At 37.1% G+C, this 15022-nt stretch carries 17 protein-coding genes; all 17 read left to right on the top strand.

Going from position 1 to position 15022, the window contains the following annotated elements:
* The first annotated feature begins 31 nt into the window (after nt 1-31).
* Nucleotides 32-1336, top strand: a complete 1305-nt coding sequence (fliI, locus tag LY28_RS02025) for a flagellar protein export ATPase FliI (protein ID WP_340162526.1) — start codon at nt 32-34, stop codon at nt 1334-1336.
* Between the two features lie 21 nt (nt 1337-1357).
* Nucleotides 1358-1798, top strand: a complete 441-nt coding sequence (gene fliJ / locus LY28_RS02030; protein WP_110460503.1) for a flagellar export protein FliJ — start codon at nt 1358-1360, stop codon at nt 1796-1798.
* An 18-nt stretch (nt 1799-1816) separates the two neighbouring features.
* Entirely contained in the window at nt 1817-2719 is a 903-nt protein-coding gene (locus tag LY28_RS02035; RefSeq protein WP_242981123.1) for a MotE family protein, read from the top strand.
* A gap of 90 nt (nt 2720-2809) precedes the next feature.
* Nucleotides 2810-4390, top strand: a complete 1581-nt coding sequence (locus LY28_RS02040) for a flagellar hook-length control protein FliK (RefSeq protein ID WP_110460504.1) — start codon at nt 2810-2812, stop codon at nt 4388-4390.
* Nucleotides 4391-4409: 19 nt separating this feature from the next.
* Nucleotides 4410-5291, top strand: a complete 882-nt coding sequence (locus LY28_RS02045; RefSeq protein WP_110460505.1) for a flagellar hook capping FlgD N-terminal domain-containing protein — start codon at nt 4410-4412, stop codon at nt 5289-5291.
* Between the two features lie 19 nt (nt 5292-5310).
* Nucleotides 5311-5709 (top strand): TIGR02530 family flagellar biosynthesis protein, encoded by a 399-nt coding sequence (locus LY28_RS02050; protein ID WP_110460506.1) that lies wholly within the window; start codon nt 5311-5313, stop codon nt 5707-5709.
* Between the two features lie 101 nt (nt 5710-5810).
* Nucleotides 5811-7118, top strand: coding sequence for a flagellar hook protein FlgE (locus LY28_RS02055; RefSeq protein ID WP_110460507.1), 1308 nt, complete (start codon nt 5811-5813; stop codon nt 7116-7118).
* A 127-nt stretch (nt 7119-7245) separates the two neighbouring features.
* Nucleotides 7246-7467: a flagellar FlbD family protein gene (locus LY28_RS02060; protein ID WP_110460508.1), complete on the top strand. Its 222-nt coding sequence runs from the start codon at nt 7246-7248 to the stop codon at nt 7465-7467.
* Between the two features lie 93 nt (nt 7468-7560).
* Nucleotides 7561-8067 (top strand): flagellar basal body-associated FliL family protein, encoded by a 507-nt coding sequence (locus LY28_RS02065; RefSeq protein ID WP_110460509.1) that lies wholly within the window; start codon nt 7561-7563, stop codon nt 8065-8067.
* 11 nt (nt 8068-8078) lie between these two features.
* Nucleotides 8079-9065 carry a flagellar motor switch protein FliM gene (gene fliM, locus LY28_RS02070; protein ID WP_110460510.1) on the top strand — a complete coding sequence of 329 codons (987 nt, stop codon included), beginning with the start codon at nt 8079-8081 and terminating at the stop codon, nt 9063-9065.
* Between the two features lie 2 nt (nt 9066-9067).
* Nucleotides 9068-10300, top strand: coding sequence for a flagellar motor switch phosphatase FliY (gene fliY / locus LY28_RS02075; protein WP_110460511.1), 1233 nt, complete (start codon nt 9068-9070; stop codon nt 10298-10300).
* A gap of 38 nt (nt 10301-10338) precedes the next feature.
* Nucleotides 10339-10701, top strand: a complete 363-nt coding sequence (locus tag LY28_RS02080) for a response regulator (RefSeq protein ID WP_004621994.1) — start codon at nt 10339-10341, stop codon at nt 10699-10701.
* A gap of 444 nt (nt 10702-11145) precedes the next feature.
* Nucleotides 11146-11658, top strand: coding sequence for a flagellar biosynthetic protein FliO (locus LY28_RS02085; RefSeq protein WP_110460512.1), 513 nt, complete (start codon nt 11146-11148; stop codon nt 11656-11658).
* Nucleotides 11636-12442 carry a flagellar type III secretion system pore protein FliP gene (gene fliP / locus LY28_RS02090; protein WP_110460513.1) on the top strand — a complete coding sequence of 269 codons (807 nt, stop codon included), beginning with the start codon at nt 11636-11638 and terminating at the stop codon, nt 12440-12442. Before LY28_RS02085 ends, fliP begins: the two co-directional genes overlap by 23 nt.
* Before the next feature lie 131 nt (nt 12443-12573).
* Nucleotides 12574-12843 (top strand): flagellar biosynthesis protein FliQ, encoded by a 270-nt coding sequence (gene fliQ / locus LY28_RS02095; protein WP_110460514.1) that lies wholly within the window; start codon nt 12574-12576, stop codon nt 12841-12843.
* 88 nt (nt 12844-12931) lie between these two features.
* On the top strand, nt 12932-13720 hold the full coding sequence (gene fliR / locus LY28_RS02100; RefSeq protein ID WP_110460515.1) for a flagellar biosynthetic protein FliR: 789 nt from the start codon (nt 12932-12934) through the stop codon (nt 13718-13720).
* A gap of 44 nt (nt 13721-13764) precedes the next feature.
* Nucleotides 13765-14901, top strand: a complete 1137-nt coding sequence (gene flhB, locus LY28_RS02105; RefSeq protein WP_110460516.1) for a flagellar biosynthesis protein FlhB — start codon at nt 13765-13767, stop codon at nt 14899-14901.
* Nucleotides 14902-15022: the final 121 nt, after the last annotated feature.

Below are 15022 nucleotides of genomic sequence, written 5' to 3' on the forward strand. Positions count from 1 at the left end.
TTGCATCAATAAGGTAGGGGGTCAAGTTTTGGTGATAGACCTTAAAAAATATCAGGATAAATTACAATCAAAGGATTATATAGAGTACATAGGAAAGGTGTCAAAGGTTGTAGGACTTACCATAGAATCTGACGGACCTCAAGCCAGCATTGGTGATTTATGCAATATCAGGGTTTTGAGAGGCGGATATGTTAAAGCCGAAGTTGTAGGCTTTAAGGATGACAAGGTTTTACTTATGCCCTTGGGTGAAATGACAGGTATTTCTCCCGGAAGCTTGGTTTCGGCCAATGGTGAAATCCTCTCTGTTTCTGTGGGGCATGAATTGATTGGAAGGGTACTGGATGGCTTGGGAAGACCTATGGATGGGAAAGGCCCTATCAATACTAAAATCAATTATCCAACAATGAATAAACCGCCTAATCCCATGACAAGAAAAAGGATTTTCGAGCCCCTTCCACTAGGAATTAAAGCAATTGATGGATTGCTTACTGTGGGTAAAGGTCAGAGAGTCGGTATATTTGCAGGCAGTGGTGTAGGCAAAAGCACTTTGATGGGAATGATAGCCAGAAATACAAAGGCTGATATAAATGTAATTGCACTTATAGGAGAGCGCGGAAGAGAGGTTAGGGAGTTTATAGAAAAGGATTTATCAGAGGAAGGGTTGTCCAGATCAGTAGTAGTGGTTGCTACATCAGATCAGCCTGCTCTGGTAAGACTTAAGGGAGCCTTGGTTGCGACAGCTATTGCTGAGTATTTCAGAGATAAGGGAAAAGATGTTTTGCTATTGATGGATTCTCTGACCAGATATGCTATGGCACAAAGAGAGGTTGGTCTTTCCATTGGTGAACCTCCTGTCTCTCGTGGATATACTCCCTCGGTGTTTTCAGTTTTTCCAAAGCTGTTGGAAAGAGCAGGTACAGCTGAGAAGGGTTCAATTACCGGATTATATACAGTTCTGGTTGACGGAGATGACATGACTGAACCTGTAACAGATACGGCCAGAGGTATATTGGACGGACATATAGTATTATCCAGAGCGCTGGCTAATAAGAATCATTATCCGGCAATAGATGTGCTGGCAAGTGTAAGTAGGGTAATGGGCGATATTATAGATAAAGAACAAAAAAAATGTGCCTCTGATATCAAAAAAGCCATGGCAATATACAAAGAATCTGAGGACATGATAAATATTGGTGCATACTCGAAGGGCAGCAGTGAGAAAATTGACTATGCTATTAGATATAATGATGCAATAACTGCTTTTCTTCAGCAGGAAACAGGACAGAAGGTGTCTTTTGAGGATGTCAGGGATAATGTTTTAAACTTGCTTAAATAAAATGCTGGGAGGCAGTGAGCAATGCAGAAATTTGCATTCAGACTTGAATCTGTTCTAAAACTAAAGGTACAGATGGAGGATAACGCCAAGAATAATCTTGCTCGTTCCACAAAGGAGCTTGAAAGACAGAAGGCTTATCTGGAAGAATTGAATAATGTAAAAAATGCATCAGTAAGCAGCTTGTCAGGCGAGGTTGATGAGGGGATTCCTGTCTACAGGGTTCGATTATACAATAATTATTTATCGTTAATGAAAGAAAAAATTATTAATCAAAAAGAAAATGTAAATGTTGCACAAGACAATGTCGATACAAATAGGGAGGGCTTGATCAAAGCCATGCAAGAGAGAAAGGTTATTGAAAAGCTAAAAGAGAGAAAATTTGAGGATTACATAAAAGAGCAGAATAAGTCAGAACAAATTATAATAGATGAACTGAACAGTTTTAAGTTTAAAGACAGCTAAAGGGTTAAGGAGAATAAAATGGCCGAGACTAAAAATGAAAATGCAGAAAGCTCCGGTACAGGGATAAACGAAGCTCTCAGAGAATTGAGTAAAAGCCAGAACCTTAATAAAGGCAGCAAAAATAAAGCGTCAGATAAGAATGATGTTAAAAGTAGCTTGCCGTTTTATATTATTTCAATTTTTACGGCACTTTTATTGGTTGTATTAATCATTGGAAGTGTATTTTTCTTTGCCATAAAGAGCAATGTAAACGGCATAGCCGACAGTATGGGAGATACCTTGGCAGGGATACCGGTTTTGAGGCTTGCTCTGCCGGAAAGGCCGGATATTGAAGATGAAAAGAACATGACTGAAGAAGAGGTAAGAGCAAAGTATTCAGGCCTTAGAAATGATAAGGAAGAATTAGATAAACAGGTTTCTGATTTAACAAATCAGGTTGAACAGTTAAATAAACAATTAACAGCGAAAGATTCAGGCTCGGGACTTCTTCAGCAGCAAAATGATGAGATGGAAAAAGAAAACCTGAAGCTTACAGCTGATAATGAAAGCTTGAGGAAGGACTTTGAAAATATTTCTGACGCTATTGCAAAAGGAGATACAGCTGCTTTTAAGACATACTATGAAAAAATTGACTCTGAGACTGCGGCTAAGCTATATAAAGAGATTTTACAGGATGAAAAGATAAGTGACGATGTTAAAAAGTACTGTTCAATATATGAAGAAATGGATGCCGGCGCTGTGGCTTCTATTATGGAGCAGATGGGTTCAGGCAAGATGACATTGATTGTTGAAATACTTAAAAACCTGAATAAAAAAACATCCGGAGAAATTTTGGCAGAGATGACACCCTCATTTGCTGCGAAGGTATCAGAGCAGCTTGCAAAGATTTATAATGTTGGTTCTGCAGCTGCAAGTAAGTAGAAGAGTATGTTTTTTGATTAATGGTAATAAGCAGTATCACAAAATGAGCTGCATTACAATAAAAATATTACTGTGAAGGGAGGCGAAAAAATGATAACTTACAGCAATACCTCTAAGGTGCTTTTTTCTCAAGGAAAGGAAAGTACAATCAATATTAGGGCAAAGGCTTCTCAGGCTTCTGGGGATACAGCATTCAGTTCGGTTTTTGAAAATACTGTGAACAATACTAGCAGATACTCAAGGGATAAGAAAATAACCGCAAAAGAGAATGACGTGTCTTGTGATACCAAATCAAAGATCAGGTATCAGTCTTACAGAGAAGTGGAGAGGGAGAATTCAGTTAATACACAAGAAAAATCAGCGGCAAAAACTGTTGACAATGCTTCAGTACAAGACATACAGGATTCAGGAGCTAAGGATTCAAAGAAATATGATGACACAATAAATGTATTGGCACAGATGCTTGGAATTCAGCCGAATGAGCTGGTAAAGCTTGCAGATGAGCTGGGCTTCAGCGCGGAAGATTTAAAAAATGCAGACACCCTTAATGCTTTTATGGGTAAGCTTGCTGATGTGTTACAGCTCAATGATTCACAAAAGGCTTTGATGAATATTTTAGCTGTGGAAATTCCGAAGCAGGTTAGTACTGAGACCGGTGCAGAAGCAGAAGCAAAGCTGAATAGCTCTGTAGCTGATGAAGGTGTAAATGGTTTGAATGCAGGTAAAGAAGAGAGTATTAGTATTTCAGAAATTTCTGGTGACATTAAGGCAAGGCTCAATCAAATGCTTAGAAATGCCGAGGTAACTCACGAATCTGTTAGTTCAGAGATTTCGAAGGTTGTTGAAGCAATGAGAGCCCAGATTAAAACAAGTACTGAGGTAAAAACAGTGCAGACAGATTCAGAGTCAGAGGCTGTTCCAGAAGCTTCGGAAGGCTCAGAAGCAGAACAAAAAACACAAGAAATTGCTGTTAATAAAGACAATAAGGAATCAGCAAAAAAAGATGACTCTAAATCTGAGGAAAACTCGGGCAAAGCAGGGAATATCAGTGCCAATGTACAATCAAATGCTGAAGAAATCAGTACTCAGGTAAATACGGGAGATGACTTTAATCAGCAGTTGAATCAGCAAAATGCTCAGGCAGCTGATATGAAGGTTAATATGCTTAATAACCAAACGCCTGCAACTAAGGCGGAATATTCAACACCGCAGACTGTCAGGACAGCAGAGGTAATAAATCAGGTTGCAGAGCAGGCAAAGGTGATTATAGGTCAGGATAAATCAGAGATGATTATTCATTTGAAGCCGGATCACTTGGGGAAACTTGAATTAAAGGTTGTTACCGAGCAGGGAATAGTTGCGGCAAAGTTTATTGCAGAAAGTCAGCAGGTTAAAGAGATAATAGAAACCAATATGCAACTGCTGAAGGATTCTTTGGAAAAGCAGGGATTGTCAATTGATAATGTCAGTGTTCAAGTCGGACAAGAGAAGCAAAGTGAATACAGACAGCAGAATTTGTTTGACAGCAGTGGCAAAAATTCAGGCAATCACACCAGTTATGACAGAAATGAAACCGGCATAGGAAAAGCAGGCTATGATGCATTTGATGTACTGCCCGAAAGGCTTGCACAATATTCAAATGAGACAAATACTATTAATTTGACGGCTTAAATTACAGGAGGTGAAAGGTTTGGCTACAAGCGGCATATCAGGATACATTGATGAAATAATTGCAAAGACTGAAAGCAGTGCTAATTCAAGGAAGACCGGCAGTAGTTTGGGTAAGGATGATTTCTTGAATTTGCTGGTAACTCAGCTCAGATATCAGGATCCATTGGAACCTACCGATGACAAGGAATTTATCGCTCAAATGGCACAGTTCAGCTCTTTGGAGCAGATGCAGAACATGAACGGTGTACTGACAAATTCTCAGGCTTTCAGCTTGATTGGCAAGTATATTACTGCAAATACCACCGATGAGGATACTCTGGAAGTAAAAACTGTTCAGGGACAAGTGTCTACTGTAAAGATGTCGAATGGGAAGGTTTATCTGGTTGTGAATGATCAGGATGTTGACATTGATAGCTTATCAGAAGTTGTTGATATGAATTACGCAAATTCAGATATATCCAACTATTCAAATTTAATCGGATTCCAGGTAAAGGGTGCTGTATATGATTCATCAAGCGGAGATTTGATATATTTGAGCGGTGATGTAACACAGATTCAAAAAGGCCTTACCGAGGATTATGCAGTAATGAATAATGTAAATGTAAATATTGCAGAGATTACCGGGTCAAAATCCACAGATCCTGATTATACTAATAAGTACTTAAAGGACAATATAGGCAAACAGGTTTCTATAACAATTAAAGATAAAGACGGCAACAAGGTTCCTGTCACTGCTAAGCTGAAGAGCTACAGCATTGATGATGCCGGAAATATAACCGGAGTACTGGATGATGTATATGTATCAGTTTATAGTGTATCAAATATTCAGAAGGTTGCTGCACAGGCTGTAGATGATACAGCAGGTGATACAACGGAACAAGAGGAAACAGCGGATGAATAATGAGAGAAGGTGAGTTGTTATGGTTATCAGCAATAATTATTCAAACAGGATAATAAATTCGCCTTTAACGACTGGGAAGGTTCAAACCAATAATGTAAGAAGCAATATACCTGAGGCAGGAAACGGATTTGAAAATTTTCTTCAGCAAGCAATTGATAAGAACGAGGGAGTGAAGTTTTCAAAACATGCCGAGTTAAGAATGCAGGCACGCAATATTGATTTAACCAAGGCTCAGAAGGATAAAATTGATAATGCTGTTTCAATGGCTCAGAAAAAAGGTGTTAGAGATTCATTGGTTATTCTGGATAATATGGCTTTTGTTGTAAATGTAAACAGTAAAACTGTTATTACAGCTGTAAACAAAAGTGAACTAAAGGACAATGTTTTTACAAACATTGACGGTGCAATATTTGCTTAACGCAAAAATCAGCCGGACCCTTTTGGGAGGCTGAATAACGTTCCCGAATGACGGACGGAACGGCGAAAACCTTAGATTAAATGAGGGGGGTTAAAAAAGATATGATGAAATCAATGTTTTCTGGTGTTTCAGGTTTAAGGGCACACCAGCAAAGAATGGATGTTATTGGTAATAATGTTGCGAATGTAAATACAGTCGGTTTTAAATCAAGCAGAGTAACCTTTCAGGAGGTATTTAACCAGACACTTAGCGGGGCTTCGGCTCCTGATTCTTCCACAAGCAGGGGAGGTACAAATCCAATACAGGTTGGTCTTGGCACCAGTGTTGGCTCTGTAGACACTATGATGAGCACAGGCAGTCCTGAGAGAACTGATAATGCAACAGACTTGTCAATTTCAGGTGCCGGCTTTTTTATAGTCAGAGGTTCAAGTGCTGATACTTATAAATTTACAAGAGCCGGTAATTTTGGATTGGACAAGCTTGGTAATCTTGTATCCGGAAGCGGATATTGTGTATATGGCTGGCAGAAGAAGAATGAGGATGGTTCCTTTGACACTGAAAGCCCGGTTGAGCCTATTAACCTGTATGCTGACAGCAGTAATGGGAATAAAAGGATAATCGCTGCAAATGTAACTACCAGAGCTGCTTTCTCCGGCAATTTAAATGCTTCTAATGAAGCTTTGGGAGCAGGAGCGACTGACACTCAGTTTGCCGTTCCTTTTTCGGTATATGATGCATTAGGAAACAGCTATGAATTGTCGGTTAATTTTAAAAAGGTTTCCGCAGATGATACAGGGACAACTTGGGAGTATACTGTTACACATGACAACGGTACGGATACCCCTGACACTTATGCGTTAGGTGAAGCGGGGCAGGTTAAATTTGATACAAAAGGAAAGATCATAGAAGGCTCTGCCAATACATGTAAGGTTGATTTGGATCCGGCGACAGGTGCCGCTGATTTTGATATAAATCTGAACTTTAACAATTTAACTATGTTTGCTGCAGACAGCTCCGTGGTTCCGTCAGATGTTAACGGATATTCGACTGGTACTCTTACAACCTTCAGCATAGGTTCGGATGGAATCATTACGGGAATTTACAGTAATGGTGAACAGCAATCATTGGGCTGTATTGCTCTGGCCAGCTTTTCAAATCCTGCCGGACTTGAAAAGGTTGGAGACAATTTATTTATTCCCACAACAAATTCAGGTAATTTTACAAAGGGATTGGCTGCGGGAACAGGAGGAACAGGTACTTTGACTCCGGGAACGCTTGAGATGTCAAATGTAGATCTTTCAAGTGAATTCACCAATATGATAATTACTCAAAGAGGCTTTCAGGCTAACAGCCGAATCATTACTACATCAGATGAAATGCTTCAGGAGCTGGTAAACTTGAAAAGATAGAATATAGAGGAAATAATACTGCCAAAGACATAATATTTCAATGTCTTTGGTAGTAAAACCTCGAAAATAACCTTATTTTGTAAATTTGTTTTGAATTTATCTATTGTTTTTTTGGAGTATTAATATTATGATTAGATTGACTAAATTAAATGCTGCAACATTTGTAATAAATTGTGATTTGATTGAGACAATAGAGAGTACTCCTGATACGGTTATAACATTGAACAACGGTAAAAGGTATGTTGTTACAGAGAGTATCGATGAAGTTGTTAGTAAAGTAATACGATATAAAAAAAATATTTTTGACAATAAATATGAAATTCCAACAAAGATTTTATGCGAAGAGTAATATAATAAATAGTATAAAGTTGTTGTTATTAGATAGTGATGCTTTTGCTGGAGGTTTATTTACTAGATATTTAACTTTAAGGAGGAAAAGGCTTTGGAGGGAAAAAGCAGCTATTTTGTCTTACTTGTTATAGTGGCATGTTTATCAATAACTCTTGCTTTCCTTGCGATAGGCTATTTCTTTTTTGCGAGTGGAAGTTCAGGCTCCGAAAAAGAGGTTGTCGTGGTGGAACAGAAAATTCCGGGAGACGATGAACTTTCAAACAAAATTATTTGTGAGGCTAAGAATTTTAACCTGAAAAAAACTGACCCCAAACAGGTTGCAGTTATTTCACTCAGTGCAAGCATGAAGCATTTTAAGACGGTTGATGACATGGAAGAGGAAGATGTTACGGCTAAGATTGATTTTTACAGTACAGAAATAAATTCTGCTATAGGTACATATTTTCAGGAACTGACATTGGATGATGTCGCTAAAAAAGATACCCGAACTAAAGCAGAAGAAGATTTGAAGGATGAAATAAATGAGATATTGACTAAAAATGATAAAAAGGCAAGTCCGCTTGTTTATTCTGTAACTTTGGATTGGTTTTATCAATAGGAGGTGGGCTTGTGGGAGATATATTATCTCAGAATGAGATTGATGAACTGCTAAAGGCCCTTACTACAGGGGATATTGATGTACAGCAGATTCAAACTACTAAAACCGAAAAGAAAGTAAAGCTTCATGATTTTAAGAAGCCGCCTAAATTTGCAAATGACCATAAACGTACTCTTCAGTTTATTTATGAAAACTATGCCAGATTAATTCAGTCTTTTTTGTCCGGGTATTTGCGGACATTGGTGCAAGTTGATGTTTTGTCGGTAGATGCTCTGCAATACAGTGAGTTCAGTAATTCATTAGCTAATCCTGTAGTGCTTGCAGTTGTTGATTTTAGTCCGCTAAACGGATCAATAATATTTGAAATGGATCCAAGCATAGCATATTCTCTAATTGACCGAATTCTTGGCGGAAGAGGATCTGCAATGGATAGAGTCAGGTCGTTTACTGAGATTGAGCTGGCAATACTGGAAAGAATTATAGTACAAATACTTAACCTGATGCGTGAGCCATGGGAGAGTATCATATCTATAAAACCAAGGCTGGAAAAGATAGAAACAAATGCTCAGTTTGCACAGCTTATTCACCCGAATGAAATGGTTGCACTGATAACTTTGAATGTTGTAGTTGGTGAAGTGAAGGGTATGATTAATATATGTATACCTCACATGGTAGTTGAACCTATAATGCCAAAATTGAGTACAAAGCTCTGGTTCACCAGCAATGAATCGGAGAAAGTTGAAAATAATCAACAGGATATAGAACTGCGTATTGAGAATACTTATGTGCCCGTAAGGGCTGTATTGGGGAATACATCAATTAATATCAGTGAGTTTCTTGACTTGCAGGTTGGAGATGTTTTACCGCTTGAAACGCATGTTAATGCTGACTTGGAAGTAATGGTCGGTGATATATCCAAGTTCCACGCCAAGCCCGGTGTAAAGAAAAATAAAATAGCAGTAAAAATAACAGATGTGATAAGAAGGGAGGAAGAATAGGAATGGGAGATATGCTTACACAGGCAGAGATTGATGCGTTACTGAACGGCTCTCCTTCGGAGGAGGATAACTATGATGATGTCAATAATACGGCAGCTGATGATACAGCCAGTATGTCAAGCTCTGGTGATGGTTTATCAACTCAGGAAATTGACGCCTTAGGTGAAATTGGAAATATAAGCATGGGTACTTCTGCAACTACACTGTTTACTCTTTTATCACAGAAGGTTACAATTACTACTCCAAACGTTACAATTACGACATGGGAAGATTTGTCAAAAAGTTATTCTTCACAATATGTAGCTGTTAAGGTAGAATATACGGATGGACTTATCGGCAGTAACCTGTTGATTCTAAAACAGGATGATGTCAAAATTATTACGGATTTAATGATGGGTGGAGAGGGTGTAATAGTTGAAGGGGAATTAAGCGACCTTCATTTAAGTGCAATAAGTGAGGCAATGAACCAAATGATTGGTTCTTCAGCGACTTCTATGTCATCAATGTTTGCAAAAAGAATTGATATATCCCCGCCAAAGGCGTATATGGTAAGCTTTGAGGATGGAGATCCATATGGTGATTTTGAAGTTGGTGAAAGGCTGGTAAAGGTTGCCTTTAAAATGGTGGTTGGTGATTTGATTGATAGCGAGATAATGCAGCTTTTGCCTATGAAATTTGCTAAGGAGTTAGTGGCTCAGCTTCTGAATTCTTCAGATGCAAACCAAAAAAATATTAAGGAAGTCTCTGAACCGCATATGCAGCAGCCTATTGTGGAACAGCCTGTAATACAGCAGCCCGTGATGCAACAGCCAGTTATGCAGCAGCCTGTAATACAACAGCCAGTTATGCAGCAGCCTGTAATGCAGCAGCAAATGATGCAAGGATTTGGGTATGGCGGATATCAGGAGCCACAAAGGCAAAGAAGCTCAGTTAGCGTTCAACCAGCGCAGTTTCAGGCTTTTGATGATGGCTTGTCTGCTTCTGAGAAAAAAAATATTGGACTTATAATGGATTTACCCCTGCAAGTAACTGTGGAATTGGGAAGAACTCAAAAGCTGATTAAGGATATTTTAGAATTTGGATCCGGTTCAGTTATAGAACTCGATAAGCTTGCAGGAGAGCCTGTTGATATATTGGTAAATGGAAAAGCTATTGCAAAGGGAGAAGTTGTTGTTATTGATGAAAGCTTTGGTGTAAGGATTACTGACATAATTCATCCATCAAAACGATTATAATTATAAAAATCAACGAATAATTAAGGAGAGACAAAGTTATGGGTAAAAGTATTTTAATTGTTGATGATGCAGCATTTATGAGAATGATGATAAAGGATATATTATCTAAGAATGGTTATGAAATAGCAGCTGATGTTGACAATGGGTTAAAGGCAATTGAAAAATATAAGGAACTTACTCCTGACTTGGTTATAATGGATATTACAATGCCAGAAATGGATGGAGTAACAGCTGTAAGAGAAATTAAGAAAATACATAGTGATGCTAAGATAATTATGTGTTCTGCTATGGGTCAACAGGCTATGGTTATTGAATCAATTCAGGCAGGAGCCAGAGATTTTATTGTAAAGCCATTTCAGGCAGACCGTGTAGTCGAGGCAGTAAAAAAGGTTATTGGATAATAAGAATTATCTGGCACTGTGATATCCTGCTGATTGCTAAAAATTTGTATGGTTCTTTTTAGAGCATCATATTAATTTGGCTAGATAACAGCAGGATATTTTGTAGTAGTTTTTTTAAGGAGTCATTTTGTATTTAGTGACTAAAGTCAATTATGGTTCAAGCCTTCGCGATGATATTTATTTCAAGGACGATATTTATTTCGTCTTTTTCAGCCGAATTAAGCTTTTAAGTTAATTTTTAACGCAGTTTGGGTTTGAATTTGTTTTGGCTTAGTGGGCTTCAGCTTCAAAACCAAACTATCGGCAGATGGAATCGTTGACGAGTATATCTTTTATTTAGCCGATAGTAATTGACTTTATAGACGATTACGGTTCAAGCCTTTTTTGGCATATCAAATGGATAATTGACTTCTTAGATATTTTACAGGACATTGAGGTTATAAGATGGGTATTGGAGATTATTTGTTTGCAATTTTTGCATCTATACTTGTTTTCGGATTATTAATACTTACAACAAGAATTTTATCGTATAAGTCAAAAAAGATACTAAAGGGCAACTACATGCAAATTGTGGAAACAGTAAGCCTTGGTGTGACAAATAGGATTCACCTTGTAAAAATTGGTGACGAATTTTTTCTCATTTCGGCTACAAATAAAAATATCGAATTTTTAACTAAGGTTAATTTAAATGACTATAAGGATGAAGGAGTAAAAAATCCAATTTCAGAGGTTATTGATTTTAAGGCTGTGTTGAAAAAGTATGTTTCAAGCTTTGGCAGCCAAGCTAAAAATGGTACTGAAAAGGATCTGAATGATATTTCTAAGCAAGGCTATAAAAGTAATGATGAAATCCAGAACAGTGATGTAACCTTTAAAGATAATTTGGAAAAATTGAAGAAAATAACTAATACTATAAATGGACAACGGAGTGAAAATGAACAGAAAAAAGAATATTAAGAGAATAATATTAATAACAAGCATTTTGATTCTGGTTTTCTGCTTTTTAGGAGCAAAAAGTGTATTAGCGGCCAATCCAAACATATCTGTAACCACCGACGGAATAAATATAGGTAATTCAGATGACCCTAAGGATGTGTCGTCAAGTATTCAGCTCTTGATATTATTAACGGTTCTGGCTATTGCACCTTCAATTTTGATAATGATGACAGGATTTACAAGAATAATTATTATTTTGTCATTTCTAAGAAATGCGCTTGGAACGCAGCAAATGCCGCCTAATCAAGTCTTGATTGGTTTGGCTCTCTTTCTGACATTCTTTGTTATGAATCCTGTTATAACCGATATAAATAAAAATGCATTTCAGCCATATACGAATGGGACTATAACTCAAAAGCAAGCTATTGAAAGCAGCTCTCAAACAATTAAGACATGGATGGTAAAGCAGATATTCAGTAACGGACGAGAAAAGGATTTAGCATTGTTTATGACACTCTCCGGACAGACAGAACGAATAAAAGCAGAGGATGCAGCAACCCTTTCACTTACAATTGTTGTTCCTGCTTTTTTAATCAGTGAGCTAACTGTTGCATTTAAATTTGGGTTTTTAATATTTCTGCCATTTTTAATTATTGATATGATTGTATCAAGCACATTGATGTCAATGGGTATGATGATGCTTCCTCCGTCGATGATTTCGCTGCCGTTTAAAATTTTATTATTTGTTTTAATTGATGGCTGGGGGATGCTGACGCAATCCATTATACTCAGCTTTGCGCGATGAAAGTAAAAATATTGGGTATGCAGTGGGGTTAAACCACTATTACAATTATAATTGAAATTAAAGTAAGAATCACTGCAATATCATAACAGCTGTATTTTAGGCGGGTTTTACTGTTTGGAGGTAAGCATTTAATGGATGAAAGCGGTATTATTTATATTGCACAAGATGCATTGAAGGTTTTAATATATGTAGCAGCGCCAATATTGGTCATTAGTATGGTTGTTGGTTTGATAGTAAGCATTTTTCAAGCAACTACTCAGATTCAGGAGCAGACTCTGTCTTTTGTGCCAAAGATTCTGGCTGTTGTTGCAGCTATTGCTTTATTTGGCTCTTGGATGCTAAGGACATTGATGGAATATATGCAAAACATACTTATAAATATTAATCAGTTTATAAAGTGATTTTTATATACTGTTCAGGAAAATAAATTTATAAGCTTGATTGCATACAGTAAGATTTTGATTTTAGTATAATTTAGGAGTTGAGAATGTGCAGATACCACTAGGCATGTTGCTGAATAGTCTGGAGCTTTTTCTGCTTGTATTTGTGAGAATGACCGGTTTGTTTGTTATTGCTCCTATTTTTGGCCGCAATATGCCTGCTTATTTGAAGATAGGTATTGCATTTACTACAGCCGTTTTAATGACTAGTGTTATAAAGGTGGATAATATTATAGCAACAGACAGCTATTTACTTTATGCTTTTTACGTTATAAAAGAATTTTTGGTCGGTGTTGTGATAGGTTTTGTTGCATATGCTCTTTTTACAAGTATTTATATTGCGGGACAGATAATTGATATGCAGATTGGTTTCGGTATGGTTAATGTTTTTGATCCAATCAGCAATATTCAGGTTCCTATTACTGCAAATCTTTATTATATGATGGCTATGCTGATATTTCTTGCAACCAACGGTCATCATCTGTTAATAAAGGCACTGTATCAGAGCTTTACGCTTGTACCTATAGGAAGTGCCGGAGTTGGTCCGGATATGACTGAAAACATAATAGAAGTATTTCGGAAGATGTTTTCGATAGGTTTTAAAATAGCCGCACCAATTTTGGCTGCTATTTTAATAGCAGATGTAGTACTTGGAATAATATCAAAGACCATACCTCAGATGAATGTATTTGTTTTGGGAATGCCATTGAAAATATTAGTCGGATTAATAATAATTATGATAACTATACCGGCTTTTATATATATTGTTACTATGATATCAGATAGCATTAATATTGAAATATTTAAATTTCTTAAGGATATGGGGAGCAATACTTAGAGGAGATTCAATGGATAAATGATATGCTGTGTTTGGAGGTCGGAATGATAAGGACCATTGATGAGAGTCTATCAAAAAAGGATTATCATGGTATAAACCTGAATTATCAGCTTTTTGCGGCTGGTGGAGGCGATAAGACTGAAAAAGCAACCCCCAAAAAAAAGAATGATGCCCGGAAAAAGGGACAGATATTTCAAAGCAGAGAAATGTCTGCATCAATAATATTAATTATTATGATTGTTTCAATAAAGGCATTAGGTTCAAATTTATACGGTCAGCTTACTGTTTATATGAAAAATACTTTTACTGAATATGTTAAGGTAAAGGATGCTTTTGATATTAATTTGGTTTTAAAGCTTTATATTGATGCAATTCTGGTTTTGGCAAAGACAGTGCTGCCTTTGCTTTTGATAGCTGCATTAGCAGCTGTAATTGTAGGATATGCACAGGTTGGTGTATTATTTACATTTGAGACTTTAAAGATTAAGGGCAACAGAATAAATCCATTAAGTGGTTTTAAAAGAATATTTTCAATGCGTTCACTTGTTGAGCTGTTGAAATCTATTATAAAAATAGTTATAGTAGCCTGGGTTGCTTATTCTTACTTAAAATCAAAGACAAATGAAGTTTTGGCTCTAATGGATGCAGATTTACCTAGTATTTTATCTTTTATAGGAGATGCTACTTTTAATGTGGCAATAAAAATATCCTTTGCATTGGTTATTTTAGGCTTTGCGGATTATATGTATCAGAGATTTGATTATGAAAAGAACCTGAGGATGACAAAGCAGGAAGTGAAGGATGAATACAAGCAGACTGAAGGTAATCCTGAGATAAAAGGAAAAATTAAGCAAAAGCAGCGCCAGATGTCAATGAGACGAATGATGCAGGATGTACCTAAGGCAGATGTAGTTATTACAAATCCTACACATTTTGCGGTAGCCATTAAGTATGATTTACAAAAGGCAAGTGCTCCGTATATTGTTGCAAAGGGACAAGACTATATAGCACTTAGAATAAAGCAGATTGCAGCGGAAAATAAGGTGCAGGTTGTTGAAAACAAGCCTTTAGCCAGAACACTTTTCAGTACGGTTGATATAGGGGAAGCCATACCACCTGAATTATATCAGGCTGTTGCCGAAATACTGGCATTTGTATATAAAATTAAAAACGGCGGATAATGTCGGTATGCACGTTGAATTATTACTAAAGTCAATTGCAGTTCAAAGCCCTTGCTGCAAAAATGCCGTTTTTAGGCGAATTAAGCTTTTAAGCAGGCTGCTTTACGCAGCTACGGTTTGA

It is taken from the genome of Ruminiclostridium sufflavum DSM 19573 (assembly GCF_003208175.1).
Classification (GTDB): Bacteria; Bacillota; Clostridia; order Acetivibrionales; family DSM-1351; genus Ruminiclostridium; species Ruminiclostridium sufflavum.

What these genes read in the sequence shown, in the direction of transcription:
- fliJ (WP_110460503.1), top strand. Translation starts at nt 1,358, where the DNA reads ATGCAGAAATTTGCATTCAGACTTGAATCTGTTCTAAAACTAAAGGTA.
- LY28_RS02035 (WP_242981123.1), top strand. Translation starts at nt 1,817, where the DNA reads ATGGCCGAGACTAAAAATGAAAATGCAGAAAGCTCCGGTACAGGGATA.
- LY28_RS02040 (WP_110460504.1), top strand. Translation starts at nt 2,810, where the DNA reads ATGATAACTTACAGCAATACCTCTAAGGTGCTTTTTTCTCAAGGAAAG.
- LY28_RS02050 (WP_110460506.1), top strand. Translation starts at nt 5,311, where the DNA reads ATGGTTATCAGCAATAATTATTCAAACAGGATAATAAATTCGCCTTTA.
- LY28_RS02055 (WP_110460507.1), top strand. Translation starts at nt 5,811, where the DNA reads ATGATGAAATCAATGTTTTCTGGTGTTTCAGGTTTAAGGGCACACCAG.
- LY28_RS02060 (WP_110460508.1), top strand. Translation starts at nt 7,246, where the DNA reads ATGATTAGATTGACTAAATTAAATGCTGCAACATTTGTAATAAATTGT.
- fliY (WP_110460511.1), top strand. Translation starts at nt 9,068, where the DNA reads ATGGGAGATATGCTTACACAGGCAGAGATTGATGCGTTACTGAACGGC.
- LY28_RS02080 (WP_004621994.1), top strand. Translation starts at nt 10,339, where the DNA reads ATGGGTAAAAGTATTTTAATTGTTGATGATGCAGCATTTATGAGAATG.
- LY28_RS02085 (WP_110460512.1), top strand. Translation starts at nt 11,146, where the DNA reads ATGGGTATTGGAGATTATTTGTTTGCAATTTTTGCATCTATACTTGTT.
- fliP (WP_110460513.1), top strand. Translation starts at nt 11,636, where the DNA reads ATGAACAGAAAAAAGAATATTAAGAGAATAATATTAATAACAAGCATT.
- fliQ (WP_110460514.1), top strand. Translation starts at nt 12,574, where the DNA reads ATGGATGAAAGCGGTATTATTTATATTGCACAAGATGCATTGAAGGTT.
- flhB (WP_110460516.1), top strand. Translation starts at nt 13,765, where the DNA reads ATGATAAGGACCATTGATGAGAGTCTATCAAAAAAGGATTATCATGGT.